Below are 25,476 nucleotides of genomic sequence, written 5' to 3'. Positions count from 1 at the left end.
AGCCGACGGGTGGCAGGTGGCGGTGGCGGGCGGCGACACACCGGCCAGTTGCCGGCGTGGCGATCGGCCCCCGGCACGTGCGGGGCGGCCGTGCTGCCATCGCGTGACTGTCCGGACGGGCCACCCATTCATCGTTACTTGTGTGTTTCCGCCACATGGCTCGTGGGTGACGTCACTTCTAGCGTGATCCGACACATGATGTTAACTTCCTCCGAGTCCTCACGTGGAGTCGCAATGACGGTCCGGACGACGCGGCGGGTGTTCCTCTCCGCCGCCACGATGATGGCTGCGGCGCTCGCCGCCACGGCCTGTGGCAGCCCGCAGGACACCGCCTCCGGCGGCGGCGACGGTGCCGCCCCGGTGAAGGTCGGCCTGGTCTACTCCCAGTCGGGAGCGCTGGCCAGCTACGGCAAGCAGTACATCGAGGGGTTCCGGGCCGGGCTCGACTTCGCCACCAGGGGCACCGGCAAGGTCGGCGACCGGGCGATCGAGGTCACCGAGGTCGACGACGCGGGCGACCCGGCGAAGGCGGTGTCGGCGGCCAAGGACCTGATCGGCAAGGGCACGAAGATCATCGCCGGCTCGACGTCGTCGGGCGTGGCCCTCCAGGTGGCCCCGATCGCCGCCCAGAACAAGGTCCTGTTCATCTCCGGCCCGGCCGCCACCGACGCCGTGACCGGGGCGAACCGGTACACGTTCCGCTCGGGGCGGCAGTCCTACCAGGACGTGGTGACCGCGAAGTCGTTCATCGGCGACCCGACCGGCAAGAAGGTCGTCGTGTTCGCCCAGGACGGCGCGTTCGGCGACGCCAACGAGGCCGCCGTCAAGGCCGTCATCGGCGGTGCCGGGGCCACGGTGAGCAGCGTCCGCGCGCCGGCCAGCGCCACCGAGTTCACCCCGTTCGCCAGCCAGATCAGGTCTGCGAAGCCCGACCTGCTCTTCGTCGCCTGGGCCGGCACCACCGCCCCCGCCATGTGGCAGACCCTCGACCAGCAGGGCGTGCTCTCCTCGACCACGGTCGTGACCGGGCTGGACATCCGCGCGTCCTGGCCCACGTTCGGCGCGGCCGGCACCAAGATCTCCTTCCTGTCGCACTGGTTCGACGGTGCCGCCGACACCGAGGCCGCGAAGGCCGCCAAGGCGAAGGTCCCCGGCGGCACCCTCGACCTGTTCCACCCCGACGGCTTCGCCGCCGCCCAGATGGTCGTGCGCGCGGTCGAGCAGGGTGGCGACGACGTGGACAAGATGATCAAAGGGCTGGAGGGCTGGAGCTTCGAGGGCGTCAAGGGCACCATGACGATCCGCGCCGAGGACCACGCCCTGCTCCAGCCGATGTTCCAGGCGAAGCTGACCGGCAGCGGCAGCGCGTACACGGCGACCGCGCAGAAGAGCCTGACCGGCGACGAGACCGCGCCGCCGGTCGGCCAGATGAAGGGCTGACCCGTGCTCGCCACCCGCGCCCTGACCTGGCGCATCGGTGAGGTCGCCATCGTCGACGGCGTGCACCTCGACCTGGCGCCCGGCGAGTTCCTCGGCGTGATCGGGCCGAACGGCGCCGGCAAGACCTCCCTGTTCAACCTGATCACCGGCCTGCGCCCGCCGACGGCCGGCCAGGTGCTGCTCGACGGCGAGGACGTCACCGCCCTCCCGCCGCACCGGCGGGCCCGGCGCGGGCTGGGGCGTACCTTCCAGTCGTCGTCGGTGTTCGGGTCGCTTACCGTGCGGGAGAACGTGCGGCTCGCCGTACAGGCGCACCGGGGTGGCTCGATGAAGCTGTGGCGGCGGGCGGCGGCCGACCGGGGGGTGGCCGCCGCCGCCGACGCGGCGCTCGACCGGGTCGGCCTGCACCACCGGGGTACGGCGCTCGCCGGCACCCTCGCCCACGGCGAGAAGCGCAAGCTGGAGATCGCCCTGCTGCTCGCCGGGGAGCCCCGGGTGATGCTGCTCGACGAGCCGATGGCCGGCGTCAGCGCCGAGGACGTGCCCGAACTGGTCGCGGTGATCCGGTCGCTGACCGGCGACAGCGGCCGGTCCGTGCTCATGGTGGAACACCACATGGACGTGATCCTCGAACTGGCCGACCGGATCGCCGTGATGCACCACGGCGCGCTGCTGGCCTGCGACACCCCGGAGACCGTGATGGCCGACGCCACCGTCCAGGAGGCGTACCTGGGGGAGGCGCTGTGACGGGCGAACCGATCCTCTCGGTGGAGGACCTGTCGGTGCGCATCGCCGGGCTGCACATCCTCCAAGGGGTGTCGTTCACCGTCGCGCCGACCGGCGTGACCGTGCTGCTCGGGCGCAACGGCGTCGGCAAGACCACCACCCTGCGCGCCGTCCTCGGGTTGACGCCCCGGGGCGGCGAGGCGCGCGGCACCGTGCGGATGGGCGGGCGGGACCTGCTCGACCGCCCCACCCACCGGCTCGTCCGCGCCGGGCTCGGCTACGTGCCGGAGGACCGCGACGTGTTCGCCGGGCTCACCGTCGCCGAGAACCTGCGGCTCGCCGAGCGGCGGGGCAGCACCCCGGCGTACGACCGGGTCTTCGCGCTCTTCCCGGAGCTGGACCGGCGCGGACGGCAACGGGCCGGCTCGCTCTCCGGCGGGCAGCAGCAGATGCTCGCGATCGGCCGGGTGCTGCTCAACGACAACCGGCTGCTGCTGGTCGACGAGCCGACCAAGGGGTTGGCGCCGAAGGTGGTGACCGAGGTGGCCGAGGTGCTGGAACGCGTCGCCGAGACGGTGCCGGTGCTGCTGGTCGAGCAGAACCTCGCCGTGGTCCGCCGGCTCGCCACCGACGCGATGGTGCTCTCCGCCGGCCGGGTCGCCTGGGCCGGCGGCGCGGGCGAGCTGCTGGGCTCGGCGGAGCTGACCCGCTCGCTGCTGGGCGTGGGGACTCCGGAGGTGCGGGCGTGAACACGATCGTGCTGCTGACGCTGACCGGGCTCGGCCTGGCGGCGCTCTACTTCCTCGTCGCGTCCGGGCTGTCGCTGGTCTTCGGCCTCGCCGACGTGCTCAACTTCGCCCACGGGCTGTTCCTCGGCGTCGGCGCGTACGGGACGTGGTGGGCGGCGGGCAACCTGCCCGGGGCCGGCGGTGAGGGGCTCGGCTTCGTGCTCGCCGTCGCCTTCGGGGTGGCCGCCGGCACGCTCGTCGCCGTGCTCGTCGAGCTGGTGCTGATCCGGCCGCTGTACTCGCGCACCATCGAGCAGGTGCTCGTCACCGTCGGCCTGTCGCTGGCCGGGGTGGCGCTGCTCCAGGCCACCTGGGGCGCGGACGCCCGCCCGTTCCCCCGCCCCGCCTGGACCCGGCAGGTCACCGGGATCCTCGGCGCGCAGGTGCCCAACGGCGGGCTGCTGCTGATCGTCGCCGCCGCGGCGGTGCTGGGCGCGCTGCTGGCGTTCCTGCGCTGGACCCGGTACGGGCTGATCATCCGGGCCGGCGTGGAGAACCGGGAGATGGTCACCGCGCTGGGCATCGACGTGCGCAGGGCGTTCACCCTGGTCTTCGCCATCGGCGGGGCCGCCGCCGCGCTGGCCGGAGCGCTGGGCGGCGTCTACTTCGGCACCGTCTCGCCCGGCCAGGGCGGCTCGTTGCTGATCTTCGCGTTCATCGTGGTGGTGATCGGCGGCATGGGCTCCGTCGTCGGCTCCGCGTACGCGGCCGTCGCCGTCGGCCTGCTGCAACAGTTCGTCAACTACTACGGCGCGTCCGGCGTCGGCGACCTGTGCGTCGTCGCGCTGCTGGCCGTGGTGCTGCTGCTGCGCCCGCAGGGCATCGCCGGAAAGGTGGCTCACGCATGACCGACTCGATGGTCGAGGCGCCCCCGGCGCGGGTGCCGGACGAGCTGACCCCGCACCGGCGGGGCTGGCACGGGCTGCGGCCGTACCTGCCGCTGGTGGCGCTGGCCGTGGCGGCGGTCCTGCCGTACTCGACGCTGGAGCTGCCCGGGGTCTTCGAGGGGCCGCTGAACTCGCCCGGCACCCTGCAACTGCTCGCCGTCTGCCTCGTCTTCGGCGGCCTCGCCGCCGGCTACGACCTGCTGTTCGGGCGCACCGGGATGCTCTCCTTCGGGCACGCCCTCTACTTCGCCGCCGGCGTGTACGGCAACGACATCCTGGTCACCCGGGCCGGGCTGCCGCTGTGGCAGGCCGCGCTGCTCACGATCGTCGGCGGGACGATCCTCGCCGGGCTGCTCGGCGCGGTGGCGCTGCGTACGGCCGGGATCGCGTTCGCCATGGTCACCCTCGCCTTCGCGCAGGTCGGGGCGATCCTGGTGGCCCGGGACTTCGGCGGGCTCACCGGCGGCGAGGAGGGGCTGCCGCTGGACGTGTCGGGGCTGCCCGCCGGGCTGGTCGGGGTGGCCAACACCGTCAACCTGTACTGGCTGGCGCTGGCGTACCTGGCCCTGGTGGTGTTCGTGGTGCACCGGGTGTCCGGGTCGCCGACGGGGCGGGTGCTCGCCGGCCTGCGCGACGACGAGCGGCGCATCGGGGTGCTCGGGCTCGACCCGTACCGGTTCAAGCTGGTCGCGTTCACCCTGGCCGGCGGGCTCGCGGCGGGCGGGGGAGTCGTCTACTGCCTGATCGTCGGCGGCGCGTCGCCGCACATCACCTCCAGCGAGCTGACCCTGTCGCTGCTGGTGATGGTGGTGCTCGGCGGCCCCGGCACCCGCTGGGGGCCGGTGCTCGGCGGCGTCGGCTACATGTACCTGGACCACCGGCTCACCGCGTTCGGCAGCAGCGACGCGGTGGAGTCGCTGCCGGCGTTCCTGAGTCGCCCCCTGAGCCAGCCGCTGTTCGTGCTGGGCACGGTGTTCATCCTGGCCGTCTACTTCTTCCCCGGCGGCCTGGCCAGCCTCCGCTCCCGCCTCGGCCCGCTGACCCGCCACCTGCCCGCCCGTCGCACCCCTTGATCGACGGGGCGGGGGGCCGGGGCTGGTAGGAATGGGGGGTGGATCAGCAGGGACGGGTGGCGGTGCGGGATCGGGCTGAGGCGGTGCTGCGCCGGCTGGCCGGCGACCACGCCCGGCTGCGGGAGGACCAGTGGCGGGCCATCGAGGCGCTGGTGGTGGACCGGCGTCGGGTGCTCTGCGTGCAGCGCACCGGGTGGGGCAAGTCGGCCGTCTACTTCGTGGCCACCGCCCTCCTGCGCGACCGTGACGGGGAGGGCCCACCCGCCGACTCCGGAGCCGCCGTCGTCGGGCCGACGGTGATCGTGTCGCCGCTGCTGGCGCTGATGCGCAACCAGGTCGAGGCCGCCGCCCGCGCCGGCATCCGGGCCCGCACCATCAACTCGGCCAACCTCGACGAGTGGGACGCGATCACCGCGGAGATCCACGACGGCGCGGTGGACGTGCTGCTGATCAGCCCCGAGCGGCTCAACAACCCCGACTTCCGGGACGCGGTGCTGCCTCAGCTGGCCGCGACCACCGGGCTGCTCGTCGTCGACGAGGCGCACTGCGTCTCCGACTGGGGGCACGACTTCCGGCCCGACTACCGGCGGCTGCGCACGTTCCTGGCGAACCTGCCGGAGCGTACGCCGGTGCTCGCCACCACGGCCACCGCGAACGCCCGCGTCACGGCCGACGTCGCCGAGCAGCTCGGCGACGCGCTCGTGCTGCGCGGCACGCTGGACCGGGAGTCGCTGCGCCTGGGGGTGCTCGACCTGCCCAGCCCCGCGCACCGGCTCGGCTGGCTCGCCGACCACCTGGACCAGCTGCCCGGCTCCGGGATCATCTACACGCTGACCGTGGCGGCGGCCGGCGAGACCGCCGAGTTCCTGCGTTCCCGGGGCTACCCGGTCGCCTCGTACACGGGGCAGGCCGAGGACGCCGACCGGCGGGCCGCCGAGCAGGACCTGCTCGACAACAAGATCAAGGCGCTGGTCGCGACGTCGGCGCTGGGCATGGGCTTCGACAAGCCCGACCTCGGCTTCGTGGTGCACCTGGGCGCGCCGCCGTCGCCGATCGCGTACTACCAGCAGGTCGGCCGCGCGGGGCGCGCCGTCGAACACGCCGAGGTGCTGCTGCTGCCCGGCGCGGAGGACGCGGCCATCTGGCGCTACTTCGCCTCGCTGGCGTTCCCGCCGGAGGAGCAGGTGCGCGCCGTGCTGGCCGCCCTGCACACCGACCGGCCGCTGTCCACGCAGGCCCTCGAACCGATCGTCGACCTGCGCCGGGCCCGCCTCGAACTGATGCTCAAGGTCCTCGACGTGGACGGCGCGGTCCGCCGGGTGCGTGGCGGCTGGCTCGCCACGGGCGAGCCGTGGGTCTACGACGAGGCCCGGTTGCGCCGCGTCGCCCAGGCGCGCACCGCCGAGCAGCAGGCCATGCGCGAGTACGCGACGACGCCCGGCTGCCGCCTGCGGTACCTGCGGGAGTGCCTGGACGACGCCGGGGCGGGCGACTGCGGCCGGTGCGACCGCTGCGCGGGCCCGCTGTTCACCGCCGACGTGTCCTCGCCGGCGCTGGGCGCGGCCCAGGGCTTCCTCGGCCGCCCCGGGGTGGACGTCCCGCCGAAGAAGCTGTGGCCGACAGGGCTGGACGCGGTGGGCGTACCCCTGAAGGGCCGGATCCCCCCGGCGGAGCAGGCGCTCCCGGGGCGGGCCGTGGGGCGGCTGTCCGACCTGGGCTGGGGTGGCCGACTCCGGGAGCTGGTCGGCCCCGGCGCGGCGGACCGGCCGGTCCCCGACGACGTGGCCGGCGCGGTCGTCGAGGTGCTCAAGGCGTGGGCGCACGGCGACGACCCGTGGCCGCGCCGCCCGGTCGGCGTGGTCGCGGTCGGCTCCCGGCGGCGGCCGGAGCTGGTCGGTTCGCTCGCGGAGCGGATCGCCGCCGTGGGCCGGCTGCCGCTGCTCGGCGCGGTCGTTCCCACGGGCGCCGCCGGCCCGGACGGTCCGCGCGGCAACAGCGCCCAGCGGGTACGCGCGCTGCACGACGCCTTCGCCCTGCCGGACGGGCTGGCGGACACTCTCGCCGGGCTGGACGGGCCGGTGCTGCTCGTCGACGACCTGGTCGACACGGGCTGGACCCTGACGATGGCGGCCCGGCTGCTGCGTCGGGCGGGCGCACCCGACGTGCTCCCCCTGGCGCTGGCCGTCGCCGGCTGAGGCGTTAGGAAGGGCCCCCTGTACAACAGAATGCGTTGACCGGGGGCCCTTCCTTGCAAAGTTCCCGGGCGCGGCGGATTGCGACCAGGGCCACGCCGCGCGGTCGCTGACCAGGCTGGGCGGGGCCCGACGGTACGGTGGGCGGATGACCGATCAGCTTCCCGACGGCGGGGAGCCGCAGCAGCCCGGGTTGCTGGTCGACCGGGGCACGCTGCGGCTCGCGCTGGTCGTCGGCGGGCTGGTGCTCGCGGTCCTGCTCGGGTTCGGCCTCGGCCGGCTCAACCCGCCCCCGGCGGCCGGCGGCTACGCGCTTGCCCCGGCCGGCGCGGACCACACCCATGCCCCCGGCACCGGGGCGCACGACCACGGCGGCACCGCCGACGGGGGCGACCCGACGGGTGTCGGCGGCCTCGCGGTCAGCTCCGGCGGCTGGACGCTGGCCCCGCTGGCGGCCGACCTCGCCGCCGGGCGGGCCGGCGAGTTCCGGTTCCAGATCCGGGACGCCCAGGGGCGGCCGGTGACCCGGTTCGCGGTCGTGCACGACAAGCCGATGCACATGATCGTGGTGCGCCGCGACCTCACCGGTTACCAGCACCTGCACCCGACGATGGCGACGGACGGCACCTGGTCGGTCCCGCTGACCCTGCCGCAGCCGGGCGTCTGGCGGGCGTACGCCGACTTCACGCTGGTCACCGACGACGGCGGGCAGAGCGCCCGGACGTTGGGCACCGACCTGGCCGTCCCGGGGGAGTACGCTCCCCGGCCGCTGCCGGCGGCGTCCCGCACCGCCACCGTGGACGACTTCGCGGTGAGCTGGTCCGGCGAGCCCGGCATCGGTGTGACCCGGCCGCTGCGGTTCGAGGTGCGCGCCGCCGACGGCACCGCCGCGCCGCTGGAGCGCTACCTGGGCGCGTACGGGCACCTGGTGGCGTTGCGCGAGGGCGACCTGGGATATCTGCACGTGCACCCGGAGGCGGGGCCGCCGACGGCGGGGGTGAGCTTCCAGGTGACCGTGCCGGGGCCGGGCAGTTACCGGCTCTACCTCGACTTCCAGGTGGCCGGCGTGGTGCGGACGGCCGAGTTCACCCTGATCGTGCCCTGACCCGCTCGGCGGCGACGGCCAGGGGCCGGTGGGCCGGGTGACCCGCCAGGGCCGGGGCGGCTCAGCCGGCGCGGCGGACCGGGCGGCGGGCCAGGTAGCGGAGCAGGTCGCGGATGTGGTGCTTCTCCTCGGCCGGCACGGCCGGGTCGGCCAGCCGCTGGAGGATGACCCGGACGTCGGCCTCGACTGGCCCCTCGTCGCCGCGCCGCCGGGGGACGGGCCCGGAGTCGGGCAGCCCGAGGGCCCGGAAGGCCGCCGTCACGGGCAGGTCGAGCGCGGCGCAGAAACCGCGCACCTTCGCCAGCTCGGGGTAGTCCTGCCAGTCGCCGGCGAGCCAGCGGAAGACGGTGGACCGGCCCACGCCGGTGTGCGACGCCAGGTCGCTGACGGTCCAGCCCCGTTCCTCGCGGGCGTCGTCGATGGCGCGTCGCACGAAACGCGCGAACGCCATCTGCGGCGAAACCTCTGGCGAAGCCATTCCTGCGCGGTCTTCCTTCGGGCCGGAGCACGGGGCGATGCCCCCTGAGGGTAGTCCCACCGATGGCGGAAGCAAGCGTTTGCTCGCCCCCTTCGTCCCGATCGGTGCCGTCCCGGGGCGGCTACCTGCGAATATCCCTCATGTTCTTTCCCGCCGAGTGGGAACGTTCCCACGGGAAGCGTATCGGTCGCTGCGGGTGATTGCCGTACGTCAACTAAGCTCGATGCTCGTCCGCCCACCGTCCGTGGCCGTCCGTGACCGCCGATGAGGAGCCGCATGACCGAGCCGAGCCGTCCGGTGCCGCACCGTCCGGGTGCGGTGAGTCTCTTCTTCGTCGCCAAGGCCGGCGTCTTCGCCGCCGGCTTCTGGGGCTGGTTGCTCGTCCTGGTGGTCCACGCCGACCGGGTGACCGGGGCGCACGTCCTGGCCGCTGCGGGCGCGGTCACCACGACGCTGGTCGGCGTGGTGCTCGGCGTGCGCCTGGCCCTGCAACGCAACGCGGCGGTGCGGCACGCCGAGCTCAAGCGGCTCCTGGTCGACATCTCCTGGAACGCCTTCGCCGCCGCCGGCAACGCGGAGACCCCGGCCAAGGTGGTGCCGTTCCCGACCGTGTCGCCCGACGCCGAGCGGCCCGGTGGCCGGGGGCGCGGCGACCGGTTCTCGGCCTTCGACCGCAGCGCCGGCAACGAGCGGCCCCCGGGGCGGGACCGGGGCGGCAGCGGCGACCGCCGCCGCTGAGCGGACCGGCAGGAGAACGGCCCCGGGCCGGACCGGCGCGGGCCGCGGCCACGGCAAGGGCGGGCCGGGGTTCGGGCGGCGCCCGAGGATGGGCCGGGTCAGCCGGTCGGCGGCGTGGCGAGCAGCGTCTCCAGGCGCGGGGTCACCCGCCACTGGTCGACCAGCGCCCGGTAGTCCGCCCGCTGCTCGGCCGTCGGCGGACCGCCCGCCCGGCGCGCCCGGATCAGCAGGTTCCGGGGCGTGTGCCGGGAGTCGACGAACTCGACCACCTCGGTCCGGTACCCGTGCAGCCGCAGCAGCGCGGCCCGCAGCGAGTCGGTCAGCACGTCCGCGAAGCGCTCGCGCAGGATGCCCTGCCGGGTCAGCAGGTCGTACGGGGCCGGAGCCGGCCGGGTCCGCAACTGGGCGGCGAGGTCGTGGTGGCAGCAGGGCGCGGCGAGCACCCAGCGGGCGTCCCAGCGCACCGCCCGGGCCAGCGCCTCGTCGGTGGCGGTGTCGCACGCGTGCAGAGCCAGCACCAGGTCGGGGGCGGGGTCGACCACCGCGTCGGCGATCGTGCCCGCCACGAAGGTCACCCGGTCGGCCCAGCCGAGCCGCCCGGCCAGCTCGGTGTTGCGCTGCCGCTGGTCCTCCCGCACGTCGACGCCGACCAGCCGCACGTCCAGCCCGCGCTGCGTGAGATACCGGTACGCGGCGAAGGTCAGGTACGCGTTGCCGCAGCCCAGGTCGACCACCCGCAGCGGCCCGGCGAGGTCGTCCGGCAGGGTCGCGGCGAGCGCCCGCAGGAACGCGTCCACCTGCCGGCGCTTCGCCGCCGTGCCGCCGATCTCGGCGAAGATCGGGTCGCCCGGGTCGAGCAGCCACTCCTTGGCCCGGTCGTGCCCGCCCGGCTCGGCGGCGGGCCGGGCGGCGGCGGCCCGGTGCACCTGCGCCTCGCCGGACTTGGTCACCCGGAGTTGGAGCGTCACGTCGGTCGTCTCCACGTGCCAGTTGCCGAACGGCTCGGCCAGCAGGGCGTCCACGGCCGCGCCGGCCTCCGCGCCGGGCGCGAGATTGCGCGTGTGCGGGCGGGCCCCGTCGGAGGTGGCGAGCTGCAACCTCGGGCCCGCCTTGAGGACGACGGGGCGCAGCTCGGCGCGGACCACCGAGGGGCGGTGCCCCTTGCGGCGGCCGGCGGCGACGGCCCGGGTCAGCGCGGGGTCGAGCAGCAGGGCCCGGACCTCGGTCAGGGCGGCGTCCAGGGGTTCGGGCATCTCTCCATCTTCCTCGCCGGGATTCTCCCCGGCGTGGCGGGCGGTGGGCGGTGATCTTCCGGCGGGACGCCGTGCGTGCCCAGCGCTCCGCCCGGTCGGCCGCCGCCGGAAAGCGACATCCCCCGCGCCGGTGGGACCGGGCGGGGGATGTCGACGTTGCGCGTGGTCAGTCGGCGGTCGCCTCGGCGGGCGTACCCGGGCCGGAACCGCCACCCCGGCGGCGTCGGCGGCGGCGGGGCTTGGCCGGATCGCCGTCGGCCGCCGTCGCGGCGGGCTCGGCGCCGGACGGCTCGGCGGAGACCACCGCGGTCGGCTCGCCGGCCCCCGCCTCGCCGACCCGGCGGCGACGCCGGCGGCGCGGGGTGCGGGCCTCGCCCTCGGCGGCCTGCTCGGCCGGGACGTCGGCGGCGTCGCCGTCGGGCCGGGCGCGACGGCGCTCGCCGCGACCACGGGACTCGCCCCGCTCACCGCGCCGGGGGCCCCGCCCGCCGGACTCGCCGCGCCGGGACCGGCCGCCGAGGTCCTCCTCGACCTCCGCCGACAGCCCGGCCCGGGTCCGCTCCGCCGTCGGCAGGGTGCCGGTGACGTCGCGGGAGATGGCCAGGTCGGTGTAGAGGTGCGGCGAGGTGTGGTAGGTCTCCGGGGGCTCCGGCATCTCCAGCCCGAGCGTCTTGTCGATGATCCGCCAGCGGGGCATGTCGTCCCAGTCGACGAAGGTCACCGCGACGCCCGTGGCGCCGGCCCGGCCGGTGCGGCCGATCCGGTGGGTGTAGGTGTCCTGGTCCTCGGGGCAGTCGTAGTTGATGACGTGGGTGACGCCGCTGACGTCCAGGCCCCGGGCGGCCACGTCGGTGGCGACCAGGATGTCGATCTTGCCGGCCCGGAACGCGCGCAGCGCCCGCTCCCGGGCGCCCTGGCCGAGGTCGCCGTGCACGGCGGCCACGGCGAAGCCGCGGAAGTCGAGGTCCTCGGCGACCCGGTCGGCGGCCCGCTTGGTGCGCGTGAAGATCATGGTGAGGCCGCGCCCCTCCGCCTGGAGGATGCGGGCCACGATCTCGATCTTGTTCATCGAGTGGGTGCGGTAGACCAGCTGCTCGGTCTGCGGCGACGGCCCGGTCTCGGCGGTGTGCCCGGCGTGGATCGTCATCGGCTGGCGCAGGAAGCGCCGGGACAGCGTGACGATCGGGTCCGGCATGGTGGCCGAGAAGAGCATGGTCTGCCGGTCCTCCGGCAGCATCGCGAGGATCTTCTCGACGTCGTCGAGGAAGCCCAGGTCGAGCATCCGGTCGGCCTCGTCGAGCACCAGCGCGCGCACCCGGTCGAGGCGCAGGTGCTTCTGCTTCTGCAGGTCCATCAGCCGGCCCGGCGTGCCGACCAGGATCTCGACGCCCTTGCGCAGCGCGTCGATCTGCGGCTCGTACGCCACGCCGCCGTAGATCGGCAGCACCCGGACGCCCCGCGTGCGCCCGGCGGCGTCGAGGTCCTTGGCGACCTGGATGCCCAGCTCGCGGGTGGGGACGACGACGAGGGCCTGCGGCACGCCGTCGCCGCCCTCGGCCGGGGCGAAGACGCGCTCCAGCAGCGGCACGCCGAAGCCGAGGGTCTTGCCGGTGCCGGTCGGCGCCTGGCCGATCATGTCGACGCCGCGCAGCGCGATCGGGATCGCGTACTCCTGGATGGCGAAGGCGCGGGTGATGCCGGCCGCGGCCAGCGCCTCGACGGTCTCCGGTCGGGCGCCGAGCTCGGCGAAGGTGGGTGCCTCCGGGCGGACCGGGGCGGTCGGTGCCAGCTCCTGGCCGGCTGTGGGATCGAAGATCTGATCGCTCATATGGATTTGGGGGTGCCCTCTCGTGGTGCGCCCCTCAGGTCCTCAGGGCGCGGACGGTAGTGGCGCGGGCCACACGGTCGGGGGCGGAGATCGCCGAGCCGGACCGGGCCGCACGCGCGCCGTGGTGCAGGGCTTCGGGCCGGAATCGACCCTTCGCCAGATCGGCGCCCACGGCAACTGCCCCATACTACCTGAGCCGCCCCGGTGTCGTCCCTGTTCAGGACAGGGTCCCCACAGTCGGGGTCGGTGATTGTGACCTGGGTCACTTCAGCCCTACCCGATTGCGCCCGCTGCGACGCGTTTCGGATGGGTGGAGAGGTCCGGCCGGCCGACCTGCGCGGTCGGGCCGGCCAGCACCTCTGGCCGCCGGTCTCCCGCAGGGAGATCAGCGAACGGTGAAACCGACCGCCCGGGGCGAGGCCTCGGCGATCTCGACGTAGGCGACCTTGTTGACCGGAACGATGACCCGCCGGCCCTTCTCGTCGGTCAGGGAGAGCGTCCCTTCGTCCTTCGCGAAGGCGTCAGTCACGATCTGCTCGATCTCGGCCGGCGACTGCGCGCTCTCCAGAACCAGCTCGCGCGGCGCGTACTGCACGCCGATCTTGACCTCCACGGTGCCTCCTCAACTGGGGCGAAAAAGCCGCCGTGGGAAGGCTATCCGATCTCACGGCCGGATGTTCAGGCTGACTCACCCTGCAGCGGGAAGCTGGCGATGCCCCGCCAGGACAGCGCCGCCACGAGCGCCTCCGCCTCGGCCTTCGGCACCTGCCGGCCCCCGGCCAGCCAGAACTGCGCCGCCGTCTCCGCCGCGCCGACCAGGCCGGAGGCGAGCAGCTCGGCGTGCGCCCGGCTCACCCCCGTGTCGGAGATGATCGTGTCGGTGATCGCGGCGATGCAGCCCTGCTCCACCCGCTCCACCCGCTGCCGCACGGCCGGGTCGTTGCGCAGGTCGGACTCGAAGACCAGGCGGAACGCCTCGCTCTCGTGGTCGACGAAGTCGAAGTACGCGCGGACCGACGCGCTGACGCGTTCCTTGTTGTCGTTGGTGCCCCGCATCGCGTCGTGCACCTTCGCCACGATCGCGTCACAGTGCGTGTCCAGCAGCGCCAGGTAGAGCTCCATCTTGCCCGGGAAGTGCTGGTAGAGCACCGGCTTGGAAACCCCCGCCCGCTCGGCGATGTCGTCCATCGCGGCGGCGTGGTATCCCTGCGCGACGAACACCTCCTGCGCCGCCGCGAGCAGCTGCTTGCGCCGCGCGGAGCGGGGCAAACGCGTGGGCCGGCCGGCGGTCTGGGCACCGTTCCCCACAGCCGTCATGGGAACCTCCGAAACTGGTCGTACGAGCCGGCATATCGCCCGAACCGGTCGGGGTCGACGAACCCCGCGCGGAATTGGCCCGCCGCTGTAACTTATCGCCACTGTCACCACACGGTAGCCTCAGCGGGGGCGACCAAGGAGCGCGCGGTGAGTGAAGCAGGGCAACCCGGTGCCGCCACCCCGGGAGAGCACGGCGACGGCACGGGTCAGCAGGACGACCTCGCCCGTTCCGTCAGCGGGTGGGCGCCCTCGGCGACCGGCTGGTCCAGTGGCGGCGACGCCGGCGCGTCGCGGGAGGCGCCGTCCGGCTGGGGCCGCACCGAGCCGGCGTCCGGCTGGGGCGCCTCGTCGCCCCGCCACGGCGACCTGCCGGCCCCCCTGCCCGGCCCGGCCACCCGGGGCGAGCCCCCGACCCGGGTCAACGGCCACCCGCACGTCAACGGCGTGAGCCACACCGGCGACGAGTCGCGTCCCGGCCGCCCGACGCCGGTCAGCGCGCCGCCGCTGCCCGAGGACGCCGCCTGGGGGACCGACGACGACCGGCTGACCGTCCCCGCGCAGCGCCCGGCCCCCGCCCTGGAGCGCTCGGCCGGCCCGTCGCGCGGCACCGACCCGGACCCCGCCGCCCGGCACTCCTCCGACGACCAGCCGGCCCCTCGCCTGGGCCACTGGCCCGACGGCGACGCCCCGGCGTCCGCGCCCCCCGCCGGTCAGGTCCCGCCGGCCGACGCCGGCTTCGACGCGCCGCGCGGCTACCCCGCCGACCGGTCCGCCCTCGACCAGGGCGCGACGGCCGGCGGGCCGTACGACTGGGCCCACCGCTTCCCGCCCGAGGACGACGATCCGCGCGGCTATCCGGCCGACCCCGGCCGTGCCGGCCATCCCGGCGAGCCCGGCCGTGGCGGCTATTCCGGTGAGCCCGATCGCGGCGGCTATCCCGGCCATCCCGGCGAGCCCGACCGTGGGCCGGTCCGGGGGCGTGACGAGAGCGCCGCGCCACCCCCGCCGGGCTGGGCCGGCCCCGACTGGAACCGCCCGAGCTGGGGCGGGGGGTGGGCCCCGCCGTGGTCCCGCGACCAGGCCGAGCCGGCCGGCCGCCGCTCCCGCGACGACGAGGGCGAGCCCGCCCGCGGGTCCCGCGACGACGGGTCGGCCGGGCGTCGCCTGCGCGCCGACGAGGACACCGCCGACCGCCACGCCGGCATCGACGAGCTGGCCGGGCGCCGGGCCCGCGCAGAGGCCGAGCCGGTCGGCCCGGCACGCGCGGAGACCGAGCAGGCCGGTCCGTCGTCGCGCGAGGGCCGGGCGGCCGACTGGGCCCCCCAGCCCGGTCGAGGCCACCCGCCGGAGCCGGGCCACCCCTACGCCGCCGAGCCGATCCGGCCGTACGAGCCGGTGCGCGCCGAGCCGGTCCGGCCGTACCAGCCGGTGCGGGCCGAGCCGATCCGCCCGTACGAGCTGCCCCGTCCCGGGTCCGAGCCGCGTGCCGGGGCCGACCCGGCCGCCCGACCCGCCCCGGGCCCGGCCGAGCGCCCCGCCTGGGCCGGTGTCCGCCCCGCGTCCGCCCCGCCCGCCGCCGGGCCCGAGACCTCGGCCGCCGCAGCCGTCGACCCGGCCGAGGTGCGGGCCGCCGCCGCCCGGCCCTTCCGGCTCCGTCCGGTCCCCGAGGACGCCCCGCCCACCGACGCACCCGGCCAACCGCCGACCGCCACCGGTGCCGGGCCGACCGCCGCACCCGCCACGAGCGGGATCGGCCGGCTGGTCCGCACCCCACCCGCGCCCGCCCCGACGAGCGCACCCCCGTACGCGGCCCGCCGATCCGCACCCGACCCGGTGACCCCGGCCGCCCCGGCCGACGGGGGCCGGCAGCCGGACCGCACGGCGGTGCTGCCGCAGCGCGTCCCCGCCGAACCGGACGTGCCCGTCGTGCCGGAGCCGCCAGCCGTGGAGCCCCCCGCCGAGACCCCGGAGCTCGCCCGCATCGCCACCCACCTTCGTCGCGACGACGAGCCCGCCCCGCCGCAGGAGCGGCCCGAGGGGTTCGACGTCAACGCCATCCTCGACGCCGTACGCGGTGTCGCCGGGGTGCGGGACGCGGCCCTGCGCCGCACCCCGGCCGGCGCGCACAGCCTGCGGCTCGACCTCGCCGACGGTGCCGACCCCGCCGAGGTGAGCCGCCAGGTGGCCCGCCTGCTGCAGGAGCGGATGGGGCTGGCCGCCGCCCCGCAGGACATTCCGGGGACGCCGAGCGCCCCGCCGCCGCCCGTGCGTCGTCGCTCCGCCGAGGCGCGCCCCGACCTGCGGGGCGCCGCCCCCCGGCCCCCCGAGCGTCGTCCCGCCGACCCCCGGGGAGCCGCCGGCCGGCTGCCGGAGGCCCGACCGCCCGCCGACGCGCCGCCGCCCCGGCTCGACCGCCGGGCCGACCCGGTGGGGGAGCCGCCGCGCCGGCGTCGCCAGGCGACCACGCACCGGGGCCGGGCCGCCGTGGAGGAGCCGGGCCAGGTCAGCGCCGCCCCGGCCGGCCTCGCGACGGGCAGCCCGGCGACGCTCGGCTCCTCGTACTCCGGTGGGCAGATGACCACGACGGAGACCGCGCCGTCGCGACCGCTGGACACCGGCGGCGCGCCGGGGCCCCGCGTGGTGATCGACCACGTCCAGGTCAGCACGTTCGGCCTCGACGCGAACGTCGAGGTCCGCCTCCTCGCCGACCAGGAAACCGCATCCGGGTACGCGACCGGGCCCGCCGTGGACGGCTACGTGCTGCGGCTCTGCGCCGTCGCCGCGGCGGCGGCGGTGGACCAGCTGCTGCGCGGCGGCGAGCAGGAGCCCGACCGGGGCCGGTGCTTCGTCGAGCACGCGGCGGTGGTGCCGTTCGGCAACTGCGAAGTGGCCACGGTGGTGGTGCTGCTGGTCTGCGACGGCTGGGTCGAGCAGCTCGCCGGCTCGGCACTGGTGGCCGGCGATCCCCGGCAGGCCGTCGTCCGGGCCACCCTGGCGGCCGTCAACCGCCGCCTGGAGGCGCTGCTGGCGTGACCGACGGCGGGCGGGACGCCGGCGGCGCGGGCAGACTTGGTGCCATGAAAGCCGCCATCCTCGGGCCGGACCACCACCTGCCCCCGCACGGGACCCCGCCGCCGTGGCCGGGTCGGGAGGTACGCCTCGACGGCTCCGTCACCTACGTCCGGGACACCCCGGCCACCGCCGGCGGGGCCGAGCCGGCGCTCTACGTCCACGGCCTCGGCGGGTCGTCGCAGAACTGGACCGACCTGGCCGGGTTGCTCGCCGACCGGCTCGACGGCCAGGCCATCGACCTGCCGGGGTTCGGGCACAGCGAGCCGAGCCGGCGCTACACGGTCCCCGCGTTCGCCGAGCACGTGGTCCGCTGGATCGAGCACTCCGACCGAGGGCCGGTGCACCTGCTCGGCAACTCGCTGGGCGGGGCGGTCTCGGTGCGGGTCGCCGCGCTGCGCCCGGACCTGGTACGCACGCTGACCCTGATCTCCCCGGCGCTGCCCTTCCTGGACTTCCGCCGCTCGTTGCAGGGCCGGATGCTGCCCCTGCTGGCCGTGCCGCGCGGGGAACGGCTCGTCGGCTGGCAGTTGGCCCGGCTGGACCCGAAGGTGATGGCGCAGCAGGTGATGGAGTCCTGCGTGGCCGACCTGACCCGGATCAGCGAGCAGCGCCGGCAGGAGGCGCTGGAGGAGATCCTGCTGCGCTACCAGGCCGCGCACTACGCCTCCGTGTACGTGCGCACCTTCCGCGGCCTGGTCTCCAGCTTCCTGCGTTCGTACCTGCGGGGGCCGGAGTCGCTGTGGCGGCTCGCCGCGGCGGTGCGGGTGCCGACGCTGGTGATCGGCGGGTCCGCGGACCGGCTGGTCGACGTGCGGGTGGCGCCGCAGGCCGCCCGGGTGATCCCGGACAGCCGGCTGTTGATGCTGCGCGGCGTCGGGCACGTGGCCCAGCTGGAGGTGCCCCGCACGGTGGCCCGCGCGGTGCTCGGGTTGCTCGACGAAGTGGCGAACCCCGTGACGGTCCGTGACGTGGCATCCTGACCGGGATGCCCGGATTCCTGCCTCGTCGCGCTTCCCGCCCGAATTCCCCCGCAGCCCCGGCCGCCCGGCGGCGTACCCTGCTGTCGGTGGCCGCCCTCGCCGGGTGCGTCCTGGCCGGCGCGGTCCTGCTGACGGCCCGGCCCCCGACCGGCGGCGGCCCCCCGACCGACGTCGAGGCGCTGGCCGTCGACCAGGCGGCCCGCACGCCGGCCCCGGCGAACGGCGTGGCCCTCCCGGCGTCGTCGCCGGGCCCCGGCGGCCCTCCGGCGGCGGCTTTCGGCGGCCCCCCGCCCGTCGACACCGGATCCCCGCCGGCGCCCGGCCCGTCCCCGGTGCTGCGGATCCCGGGCCCCGTGCCGTCGGCCGGCGGGGGCGGCTTCCGGTACGACGACCGTCCCGGCGCGGTGCTCGGCACGGCCGGCGCGCTGCGCCGCTACCGGGTGGCGGTGGAACGGGAGGCCGGCGAGGACGTGGGCGACTTCGGCACGGCGGTGCAGGAGGCGCTGGCGGGGCCGGGAAGCTGGGTGGACAGCGGCCGGCTGCGGCTGCAACGGGTGCCCGGCGCGGCCCGGCACGACTTCACGGTCTACCTGGCCACGGCCGGCACGGCGGGGCGGATGTGCGCGGCCGGCGGGGTCGACATCCGGGTGGGCGGGCGGCCCTACACCTCCTGCCGCGCGCCCGGGAAAGTGATCATCAACCTGGACCGGTGGCGGCTGTCGGTGCCGCACTTCGTCGATGCCGGGGTGCCGCTGGCTGTCTACCGGACGTACGTGGTGAACCACGAGGTCGGGCACCAGTTGGGGCACGGGCACGAGCGCTGCCCGAAGCCGGGCCGGCCGGCGCCGGTGATGATGCAGCAGACCCTCTTCCTCAACGGCTGCGTGGCCAACCCGTGGCCGTACCGGGACGGCCGCCGCTACGCCGGCCCGCCGCTGTGACCGGTGCCCTGCCACGGTGACCGGGGCGGCCCCCGTCGCTGCGGCCGGGGCGGGCCGCGCCGCTGTGACCGGGGCGCAGCGCGCCGGGAAAGGCGAGGGCTTTTCGCGCTGAGGGCGGCAAAAGCGCAGTTGGGCGCGTTTTGTCTGTCAGGCTGACGGGGTGACTTCCCTCTCCCCATCCGGGGCGTACCGCCCCCGGCGGCCGGGTCGCTCGCGCCTTCGTACGGCGCTCGGCGGCCTGTCCGCCCTGGTCGCCGTCGTCGCCGCCGCGCTCCTGGTCCTCGGCGCGGTGCCGCCGACCGGGCCGGCGGACCCCGGCGGGGCGGGGGCCGGGGCGGGCGACCACAGCGTCGGGGTCGCGCAGGGAGACCGGGCCGACCAGAACGGCCGGGCCGAGCGGGCCGCCCCCGGGCGGTCGGGCGGCTGGCCGACCAGCGGACCCGGCCGGTTCGCGGCCGCGGCGGGTCAGTCCCCGGTCCAGGGGACGGGCGGGCCGGTGCGCCGCTACCGGGTGCTCGTCGAGCGGGACACCGGCCAGGACCCGGACGCGTTCGCCGCCGTGGTCGACGAGGCGCTGGGCGACCCGCGCAGCTGGATCGCCTCGGGCGACCTGCGCCTGCAACGGGTGGCCGGGCCCGCCGCCCCCGCCGGCCCGGAAGCCGCCGCCGACGCCGCCCCCGACGCCTCCGACGTTTCCGCACCCGAGGTGGACTTCACCGTCTACCTGGCGACCCCCGTCACCTCGGAGCGGATGTGCGCGCTCGGCGGGCTGCGCACCGAGCGGTACACCTCCTGCCGTCTGCCCGGTCAGGTGATCATCAACCTGGCCCGGTGGATGGAGGCGGTCCCGGACTACGGCGCCCCGCTGGACGTCTACCGCGCGTACGTGGTCAACCATGAGGTCGGGCACGAGCTCGGCGAGCTGCACGAGGCATGCCCGGGGCCGGGCGAGCCCGCGCCGGTGATGCAGCAGCAGACGTACGGCCTCGACGGCTGCGTCGCCAACCCCTGGCCCTACCTCGACGGCAAGCGGTACGCGGGGGAGCCGACCCCGGGCACCTGAGTTATTCCCGCTCCCGCATGTCGGGCGGGTGTCCCTGCTCATGGCCGATCGGCGGTTCGGCGAGCGACAATGGCTCGTCACCCACGCCGATCCCGGGGAGTCCACCGTGTCGTTGCCCCCGCTCGTCGAGCCCGCCGCCGAGCTGACCGTTGACGAGATCCGCCGCTACTCGCGCCACCTGATCATCCCCGACGTCGGGGTCGAGGGGCAGAAGCGGCTGAAGAACGCCCGGGTGCTCTGTGTGGGCGCCGGCGGTCTCGGCTCGCCGGCTCTGCTCTACCTGGCCGCGGCGGGCGTCGGGACGCTCGGCATCATCGACTTCGACACCGTCGACGAGTCCAACCTCCAGCGGCAGGTCATCCACGGCGTCTCCGACGTCGGCCGGTCCAAGGCCGAGTCCGCCGCGGCGTCGATCCGCGAGATCAACCCGCTGGTCAACGTGGAGATCCACAACACCGCGCTGGACCGCGACAACGTGCGGGAGATCTTCTCCGGCTACGACCTGATCGTCGACGGCACCGACAACTTCGCCACCCGCTACATGGTCAACGACGCGGCGGTGCTGCTCGGCAAGCCGTACGTCTGGGGGTCGATCTACCGGTTCGACGGCCAGGCGTCGGTGTTCTGGGCCGAGCACGGCCCCTGCTACCGCTGCCTCTACCCGGAGCCCCCGCCGCCCGGCATGGTCCCCTCCTGCGCCGAGGGCGGCGTGCTCGGCGTGCTCTGCGCGTCGATCGGCTCGATCCAGGTCAACGAGGCGATCAAGCTGCTCGCCGGCATCGGCGAGCCGCTGGTCGGCCGGCTGATGGTCTACGACGCCCTGGAGATGAGCTACCGCAAGATCAAGGTCCGGAAGGACCCGAACTGCGTGCTCTGCGGCGAGAACCCGACGGTCACCGACCTGCTGGAGGACTACGAGGACTTCTGCGGCGCGGTCTCCGTCGAGGCCCAGGAGGCGGTGGTCGACGCGACCATCACCGCGGCCGAGCTAAAGGAGTGGCAGGACGCCGGCAAGGACATCTTCCTCATCGACGTCCGCGAGCCCGCCGAGTATGAGATCGTCCGGATCCCCGGCTCGACGCTCATCCCCAAGGGCGAGATCATCTCCGGCGAGGCGCTGGCGAAGCTGCCGCAGGACAGGCAGATCGTGCTGCACTGCAAGTCCGGCGTCCGCTCCGCCGAGGCGCTCGCCGCGCTCAAGGCGGCCGGCTTCCGCGACGCGGTGCACGTCCAGGGCGGCGTCCTGTCCTGGATCAAGCAGATCGACCCCTCGCTCCCCGCGTACTGAGCACGACCGGCGCCAGCGCTGGCGGTGCAAGCGCTGGCGGTGCAAGGAAGGGCCCCTTCTCAACGCTTTCGGCAGAGAAGGGGCCCTTCTCACACCCACCCACCCGCCGGCCGACGGCACCTGCTCGCCCACCGTTGGCACCTGCTCGCCCAGTGTCGCCCGGCCGACCATCCGAGGTGGGATCGCGTCTGCGTCGGTAGCGTTCCTGCCGTGGTCGACTTGGACGCCGCGATCGGGTTCGTGGTGGCGCACGGTGACGCGGTGGAACGGGCCCGGCTGTCCTGGCTGCGGGCCGGCGCGGCACCGTCGCCGGAACTGCTCGACAGCGCCGAGGTGGGGCAGACTCCCACCGGCGGCTGGCCCGCCGTCTGGGGCGCCGACGTCGCCTCGGTCGACGCCACCTGCTTCCGCCTCGCCGAGCTGGACGACCTCGGTGCCCTCGGCCGTCCCGCCGCCCGCCGGGCGCTGGACTGGTTGGCGTCCCGGCAGCAGGCCGACGGCGGCTGGGAGGAGGATCCCGCCCTCGCCGACGACGCCCCCTGGTGGGCCCGGCCCGGCGACCCCGAGGCGCGGCTGTACCTGACCGCCACCGTCACCTTCTGGCTCACCGTCGCCGACCTGGACGCGCGGCACGCCGCGCCCGGCCGCCGCGCGGCACACTCACCCGACCCCCGCTGGCCGGCCGGACCACCCGACCAGGCCGCCGGCGCGTACGCCGGCAGCGCCTACACCGGCGTGGTGCAGACCGCCGTCCAGGCCCTCGCCGGGCAGCTCCAGCCGGACGGCACCTTCCCGTCGTACCTGGCCGTCGGCTGGCTCAGCGCGGCGGTCTTCCACCGGCAGGAGCTGTTCTACGAGTCGGCCCGGATCCAGGTGGCGCTGGCCGACCGGATGCCGAAGCTCTCCCCGGCCAACGCGGCGTCGCTGGCCGCCGCCCTGCGGCGGGTCGGCGTCGACGAGCAGCACTGGACGCTGGTCGCGGCCCGCCGCCGGTTGGCCGAGACCCAGCGCAGCGACGGCGGCTGGGAGAGCGACGACGGCCACCAGTTCGACGTGCACACCACCCTGGCGGCCATCCGTGCCTGCCGCTGACCCACGCCCCGCCCGCAGCGGACGTTTCCGGCGGTTCGTCGGCCGGCGCGGCGGTCCGCTGATGTTCCTGGTGTTCGCGGTGGTGGCCACCGGTCTGCTCCTGGTGTGGCGGACCTGGGACGTGGAGCTGCTGGAGTACGCCTGGTTCCAGCTGCTGGTCTTCCTGGTGGTCGCCGCCCCGCTGGTGGCGATGCGCTTCTGGGGTGAGGGCGCGTTGCCGCCGGACGAGGCGACGCCGGGCCGGCGACGCCCTCGCGGTCAGCGCGAGAAGCCCCGCCGGTCGGGTCGTCGGCCGGGCCGCCGTCGCTGACCCGACCGCCGCCAGCACCGCCCCCGCCACGGCCATCGCCGACGCACGGTCCGCCACCAGCGGTGTCGTACCGTGCCTGCCTACCCCCGCAGGTGGCCGTCGCCCGTCACGACGTACTTCGTGCTGGTCAGCTCCGGCAGGCCCATCGGACCCCGGGCGTGCAGCTTCTGCGTCGAGATGCCGATCTCCGCGCCGAAGCCGAACTCGCCGCCGTCGGTGAACCGGGTCGAGGCGTTGACCATCACCGCCGCCGCGTCGACCCGGGCCACGAACTCGCGGGCCGCCGACTGGGAGTCGGTGACGATCGCCTCGGTGTGCCCCGTGCCGTACCGGCGGATGTGCGCCACCGCCGCGTCGAGCGAGTCGACGACGGCGACGGAGATGTCGGCCGACAGGTATTCCGTGGCGAAGTCCTCGTCGGTCGCCGGCACCACCGCCGACGAGTACGCGGCGACCTCCGGCGAGCCGTGCACGGTCACCCCGGCCTCGGCGAACGCGGCCAGCACCGCCGGCAGGAACGCGCCGGCGACCGAGGCGTGCACCAGCAGCGACTCGGCGGTGTTGCAGGTCGACAGGCGCTGGGTCTTCGCGTTCAGGGTGATCGCGACGGCCTTGGCGAGGTCGGCGGCGGCGTCGACGTACACGTGGCAGTTGCCCACCCCCGTCTCGATCACCGGCACCGTCGACTCCTCGACGACGGTGCGGATCAGCGACGCCCCGCCGCGCGGGATCAGCACGTCGACCAGGCCGCGCGCCCGCATCAGCTCCTTGACCGAGTCGCGGGAGCTGGCGTCGAGCAGCTGCACGGCGTCCGCCGGCAGCCCGGCCGAGGCGATCGCGTCGCGCAGCACCGCGACCAGGGCCGCGTTGGAGTGCGCCGCCGAGCCGGAGCCGCGCAGCAGCGCCGCGTTGCCCGACTTCAGGCAGATCCCGGCGGCGTCCACGGTGACGTTGGGGCGGGCCTCGTAGATGATCCCGACCACCCCGAACGGCACCCGGACCTGCCGCAGCTCCAGCCCGTTGGGCAGGGTCGAGCCGCGTACCACCTCGCCGACCGGGTCGGGCAGCGCGGCCATCTCGCGCAGCGCGTCGGCGATGCCCGCCACCCGCGCGGCGTCGAGCGCGAGCCGGTCCAGGATGGCCGCGCTCAGCCCGGCCGCGCGCCCGGCCGCCAGGTCCGCCGCGTTCGCGGTCACGATCTCGGGGGTACGCGCGACCAGCGCGTCGGCCATCGCCACCAGCGCGGCGTCCTTGGTGGTACGCGTGGCGACCGCCAGGGCCTCCGCCGCGCCCCGGGCCAGCCTGGCCTGCTCGACGACGCTCATCCAGCTCACTCCTCACGGTGTTGGGAAGGGACCCCTGTACAACAGAATGCGTTGACAGAGGGCCCCTGCTTACAGCAGCACCAGGTCGTCGCGGTGGACGACCTCACGTTCGTACGCCGGCCCGAGCGCCGCCGCCAGCTCGCCGGTGGAGCGGCCGAGCAGCCCCGGCAGCTCCACGGCGTCGTAGTTGACCAGCCCCCGGGCCACCGGCGCGCCCCCCGCGTCGACCAGGTCGACGGGGTCGCCGGCGGTGAACGCCCCGTCGACGGCGGTGATCCCGGCCGGCAGCAGCGACTTGCGCCGCCCCACCACGGCGGCCACCGCGCCCGCGTCGAGGTGCAGCCGGCCGCGCGGGGTGGTGGCGTGGGCCAGCCAGAACAGCCGGGCGGTCGGGCGTCTGCGCTCGGCGTGGAACAGGGTGCCGACCTCGTCGCCGGCCAGCGCGGCGGCGGCCAGTCCGGCGGCGGTGAGCACCACGGGGATGCCGAAGCCGGTGGCGATCCGGGCCGCCTCGACCTTGGTGACCATGCCGCCGGTGCCGACGCCGGCCCGCCCCGCCCCGCCGATCTGCACGCCGGCCAGGTCCCGCTCGTCGCGGACGTCGGTGATCCGGGTCGACTCGGGGCGGGCCGGGTCGCCGGTCCACAGGGCGTCGACGTCGGAAAGCAGCACCAGCAGTTCGGCGTGGACGAGGGCGGCGACGAGGGCGGCGAGCCGGTCGTTGTCGCCGAACCGGATCTCCTCGGTGGCGACGGTGTCGTTCTCGTTGACGATCGGCACGGCCCGCAGGTCGAGCAGCTTGCGCAGCGTCCGGTACGCGTTGCGGTAGTGCGCCCGGCGGGTCACGTCGTCGACGGTGAGCAGCACCTGCCCGACGGTGAGGCGGTGCCGGGCGAAGCCGGCCGCGTACCGGCCGATGAGCAGGCCCTGGCCGACGCTGGCGGCGGCCTGCTGGGTGGCCAGGTCGCGCGGGCGGCGGCTGAGCCCGAGCGGGGCGAGCCCGGCGGCGATCGCGCCGGAGGAGACCAGCACCACCTCGCGGCCGTCGGCGGCGAGCCGGGCGAGGGTGTCGACGAGCGCGTCGACGCGGGCGTCGTCGAGGCCCCCGGACGCGGTGGTCAGCGAGGACGAGCCGATCTTGACGACGACCCGCCGGGCCGAGGTGACTGCGAGACGCACCCGCCCATTCTGCGCGGTCGGGTCGGCGGGCCCCGGCGGCGTTCCCATATCGTGGCAGCTCGTGACACCTGCGGAGTACGTCGAGGCGGTCCTGGAGCTGGTCGAGCGCATCCCGCCGGGGCGGGTGATGTCGTACGGCGCGGTCGCCGACGCGCTGGCCGAGCGCTCGGGGCGGGCGTCGGCGCGGCTGGTCGGCTCGATCATGGCCCGGCACGGGGGCGGGGTGCCGTGGCACCGGGTGGTCACCTCGGCGGGCCGGCTGCCGCCCGGCCACGAGGTCGAGGCGCGGGACCGGCTGCGCGCCGAGGGCGCCCCGCTGGGCGGGACCGGGGTGGACATGGGTGCGGCGGCCTGGTCGCCGGAAGAGGGGATGTGACCGCGACCGTAACGTGAGTAACATT

The 25,476-nt window shown here is 75.6% G+C and carries 23 protein-coding genes; 16 read left to right on the top strand and 7 right to left on the bottom strand.

Features of this window, described 5'->3' with window-relative positions:
* Window positions 1–234 precede the first annotated feature (234 nt).
* From LPU61_RS09915 to LPU61_RS09885, 7 genes are all read left to right on the top strand, one after another.
* Window positions 235–1,440: a substrate-binding domain-containing protein gene (locus LPU61_RS09915; protein ID WP_043965378.1), complete on the top strand. Its 1,206-nt coding sequence runs from the start codon at window positions 235–237 to the stop codon at window positions 1,438–1,440.
* A gap of 3 nt (window positions 1,441–1,443) precedes the next feature.
* A complete protein-coding gene (locus tag LPU61_RS09910) occupies window positions 1,444–2,187 on the top strand; it encodes an ABC transporter ATP-binding protein (protein ID WP_043965379.1) in 744 nt (247 codons plus the stop codon).
* Window positions 2,184–2,915 carry an ABC transporter ATP-binding protein gene (locus tag LPU61_RS09905; protein WP_229404745.1) on the top strand — a complete coding sequence of 244 codons (732 nt, stop codon included), beginning with the start codon at window positions 2,184–2,186 and terminating at the stop codon, window positions 2,913–2,915. Before LPU61_RS09910 ends, LPU61_RS09905 begins: the two co-directional genes overlap by 4 nt.
* Window positions 2,912–3,802, top strand: a complete 891-nt coding sequence (locus LPU61_RS09900; RefSeq protein ID WP_043965382.1) for a branched-chain amino acid ABC transporter permease — start codon at window positions 2,912–2,914, stop codon at window positions 3,800–3,802. The genes LPU61_RS09905 and LPU61_RS09900 overlap by 4 nt, the downstream gene beginning before the upstream one ends.
* Window positions 3,799–4,914: a branched-chain amino acid ABC transporter permease gene (locus LPU61_RS09895; RefSeq protein WP_229404744.1), complete on the top strand. Its 1,116-nt coding sequence runs from the start codon at window positions 3,799–3,801 to the stop codon at window positions 4,912–4,914. The genes LPU61_RS09900 and LPU61_RS09895 overlap by 4 nt, the downstream gene beginning before the upstream one ends.
* Before the next feature lie 56 nt (window positions 4,915–4,970).
* On the top strand, window positions 4,971–7,109 hold the full coding sequence (locus LPU61_RS09890; protein WP_229404919.1) for a RecQ family ATP-dependent DNA helicase: 2,139 nt from the start codon (window positions 4,971–4,973) through the stop codon (window positions 7,107–7,109).
* Window positions 7,110–7,254: 145 nt separating this feature from the next.
* A complete protein-coding gene (locus LPU61_RS09885) occupies window positions 7,255–8,211 on the top strand; it encodes a hypothetical protein (protein WP_229404743.1) in 957 nt (318 codons plus the stop codon).
* 61 nt (window positions 8,212–8,272) lie between these two features.
* Here LPU61_RS09885 and LPU61_RS09880 read toward each other — a convergent pair whose 3' ends face one another.
* On the bottom strand, window positions 8,273–8,689 hold the full coding sequence (locus tag LPU61_RS09880) for a helix-turn-helix transcriptional regulator (RefSeq protein WP_043965390.1): 417 nt from the start codon (window positions 8,687–8,689) through the stop codon (window positions 8,273–8,275).
* 276 nt (window positions 8,690–8,965) lie between these two features.
* Here LPU61_RS09880 and LPU61_RS09875 point away from each other — a divergent pair, with 276 nt between their 5' ends.
* Complete coding sequence (locus LPU61_RS09875; RefSeq protein WP_043965391.1) at window positions 8,966–9,427, top strand: hypothetical protein; 462 nt, start codon at window positions 8,966–8,968, stop codon at window positions 9,425–9,427.
* 98 nt (window positions 9,428–9,525) lie between these two features.
* Here the strand turns inward: LPU61_RS09875 and LPU61_RS09870 are convergent, their stop codons facing one another.
* The 4 genes from LPU61_RS09870 to LPU61_RS09855 all read right to left on the bottom strand — a co-directional run bounded on the left by LPU61_RS09870 (window position 9,526) and on the right by LPU61_RS09855 (window position 13,825).
* Window positions 9,526–10,680, bottom strand: a complete 1,155-nt coding sequence (locus LPU61_RS09870) for an SAM-dependent methyltransferase (RefSeq protein ID WP_043965392.1) — start codon at window positions 10,678–10,680, stop codon at window positions 9,526–9,528.
* A 166-nt stretch (window positions 10,681–10,846) separates the two neighbouring features.
* Window positions 10,847–12,508: a DEAD/DEAH box helicase gene (locus tag LPU61_RS09865; RefSeq protein WP_043965393.1), complete on the bottom strand. Its 1,662-nt coding sequence runs from the start codon at window positions 12,506–12,508 to the stop codon at window positions 10,847–10,849.
* A 385-nt stretch (window positions 12,509–12,893) separates the two neighbouring features.
* Window positions 12,894–13,121 carry a DUF3107 domain-containing protein gene (locus LPU61_RS09860; protein WP_007073114.1) on the bottom strand — a complete coding sequence of 76 codons (228 nt, stop codon included), beginning with the start codon at window positions 13,119–13,121 and terminating at the stop codon, window positions 12,894–12,896.
* A gap of 65 nt (window positions 13,122–13,186) precedes the next feature.
* Window positions 13,187–13,825 carry a TetR/AcrR family transcriptional regulator gene (locus LPU61_RS09855; RefSeq protein WP_043965396.1) on the bottom strand — a complete coding sequence of 213 codons (639 nt, stop codon included), beginning with the start codon at window positions 13,823–13,825 and terminating at the stop codon, window positions 13,187–13,189.
* Window positions 13,826–13,972: 147 nt separating this feature from the next.
* Between LPU61_RS09855 and LPU61_RS09850 the strand changes: the two genes are divergently transcribed.
* The 7 genes from LPU61_RS09850 to LPU61_RS09820 all read left to right on the top strand — a co-directional run bounded on the left by LPU61_RS09850 (window position 13,973) and on the right by LPU61_RS09820 (window position 22,571).
* Window positions 13,973–16,858 (top strand): hypothetical protein, encoded by a 2,886-nt coding sequence (locus tag LPU61_RS09850; RefSeq protein ID WP_229404742.1) that lies wholly within the window; start codon window positions 13,973–13,975, stop codon window positions 16,856–16,858.
* Between the two features lie 44 nt (window positions 16,859–16,902).
* On the top strand, window positions 16,903–17,877 hold the full coding sequence (locus LPU61_RS09845; protein WP_043966488.1) for an alpha/beta fold hydrolase: 975 nt from the start codon (window positions 16,903–16,905) through the stop codon (window positions 17,875–17,877).
* Window positions 17,878–17,963: 86 nt separating this feature from the next.
* The gene (locus LPU61_RS09840; protein WP_374199637.1) at window positions 17,964–18,818 is read left to right on the top strand and encodes a DUF3152 domain-containing protein; all 855 of its coding nucleotides are present in this window, start codon (window positions 17,964–17,966) and stop codon (window positions 18,816–18,818) included.
* Between the two features lie 160 nt (window positions 18,819–18,978).
* Window positions 18,979–19,881, top strand: coding sequence for a DUF3152 domain-containing protein (locus LPU61_RS09835; protein ID WP_229404741.1), 903 nt, complete (start codon window positions 18,979–18,981; stop codon window positions 19,879–19,881).
* Window positions 19,882–19,921: 40 nt separating this feature from the next.
* Window positions 19,922–21,169: an adenylyltransferase/sulfurtransferase MoeZ gene (gene moeZ, locus LPU61_RS09830; RefSeq protein WP_229404740.1), complete on the top strand. Its 1,248-nt coding sequence runs from the start codon at window positions 19,922–19,924 to the stop codon at window positions 21,167–21,169.
* A 210-nt stretch (window positions 21,170–21,379) separates the two neighbouring features.
* Entirely contained in the window at window positions 21,380–22,261 is an 882-nt protein-coding gene (locus tag LPU61_RS09825; RefSeq protein ID WP_052503867.1) for a prenyltransferase/squalene oxidase repeat-containing protein, read from the top strand.
* Window positions 22,262–22,322: 61 nt separating this feature from the next.
* A complete protein-coding gene (locus LPU61_RS09820; RefSeq protein ID WP_043965407.1) occupies window positions 22,323–22,571 on the top strand; it encodes a hypothetical protein in 249 nt (82 codons plus the stop codon).
* An 80-nt stretch (window positions 22,572–22,651) separates the two neighbouring features.
* Here the strand turns inward: LPU61_RS09820 and LPU61_RS09815 are convergent, their stop codons facing one another.
* The gene (locus LPU61_RS09815) at window positions 22,652–23,896 is read right to left on the bottom strand and encodes a glutamate-5-semialdehyde dehydrogenase (RefSeq protein WP_229404739.1); all 1,245 of its coding nucleotides are present in this window, start codon (window positions 23,894–23,896) and stop codon (window positions 22,652–22,654) included.
* A gap of 69 nt (window positions 23,897–23,965) precedes the next feature.
* On the bottom strand, window positions 23,966–25,123 hold the full coding sequence (proB, locus tag LPU61_RS09810) for a glutamate 5-kinase (protein WP_043965410.1): 1,158 nt from the start codon (window positions 25,121–25,123) through the stop codon (window positions 23,966–23,968).
* A gap of 13 nt (window positions 25,124–25,136) precedes the next feature.
* On the opposite strand from proB, the gene LPU61_RS09805 reads away from it, so the two are divergent.
* Window positions 25,137–25,451, top strand: a complete 315-nt coding sequence (locus LPU61_RS09805) for an MGMT family protein (protein ID WP_229404738.1) — start codon at window positions 25,137–25,139, stop codon at window positions 25,449–25,451.
* Window positions 25,452–25,476: the final 25 nt, after the last annotated feature.

It is taken from the genome of Micromonospora sp. NBRC 110038 (assembly GCF_020884815.1).
In the GTDB taxonomy this organism is placed as follows: Bacteria; Actinomycetota; Actinomycetes; order Mycobacteriales; family Micromonosporaceae; genus Micromonospora; species Micromonospora haikouensis.
This window is presented reverse-complemented; position numbering and strand designations above follow the sequence as displayed.

Excerpts from the sequence above, each read along its gene's own strand:
- LPU61_RS09915 (WP_043965378.1), top strand. The coding sequence starts at position 235 with ATGACGGTCCGGACGACGCGGCGGGTGTTCCTCTCCGCCGCCACGATG.
- LPU61_RS09895 (WP_229404744.1), top strand. The coding sequence starts at position 3,799 with ATGACCGACTCGATGGTCGAGGCGCCCCCGGCGCGGGTGCCGGACGAG.
- LPU61_RS09885 (WP_229404743.1), top strand. The coding sequence starts at position 7,255 with ATGACCGATCAGCTTCCCGACGGCGGGGAGCCGCAGCAGCCCGGGTTG.
- LPU61_RS09880 (WP_043965390.1), bottom strand. The coding sequence starts at position 8,689 with ATGGCTTCGCCAGAGGTTTCGCCGCAGATGGCGTTCGCGCGTTTCGTG.
- LPU61_RS09875 (WP_043965391.1), top strand. The coding sequence starts at position 8,966 with ATGACCGAGCCGAGCCGTCCGGTGCCGCACCGTCCGGGTGCGGTGAGT.
- LPU61_RS09870 (WP_043965392.1), bottom strand. The coding sequence starts at position 10,680 with ATGCCCGAACCCCTGGACGCCGCCCTGACCGAGGTCCGGGCCCTGCTG.
- LPU61_RS09865 (WP_043965393.1), bottom strand. The coding sequence starts at position 12,508 with ATGAGCGATCAGATCTTCGATCCCACAGCCGGCCAGGAGCTGGCACCG.
- LPU61_RS09855 (WP_043965396.1), bottom strand. The coding sequence starts at position 13,825 with ATGACGGCTGTGGGGAACGGTGCCCAGACCGCCGGCCGGCCCACGCGT.
- LPU61_RS09845 (WP_043966488.1), top strand. The coding sequence starts at position 16,903 with ATGAAAGCCGCCATCCTCGGGCCGGACCACCACCTGCCCCCGCACGGG.
- moeZ (WP_229404740.1), top strand. The coding sequence starts at position 19,922 with ATGGCCGATCGGCGGTTCGGCGAGCGACAATGGCTCGTCACCCACGCC.
- LPU61_RS09820 (WP_043965407.1), top strand. The coding sequence starts at position 22,323 with ATGTTCCTGGTGTTCGCGGTGGTGGCCACCGGTCTGCTCCTGGTGTGG.
- LPU61_RS09815 (WP_229404739.1), bottom strand. The coding sequence starts at position 23,896 with ATGAGCGTCGTCGAGCAGGCCAGGCTGGCCCGGGGCGCGGCGGAGGCC.
- proB (WP_043965410.1), bottom strand. The coding sequence starts at position 25,123 with ATGGGAACGCCGCCGGGGCCCGCCGACCCGACCGCGCAGAATGGGCGG.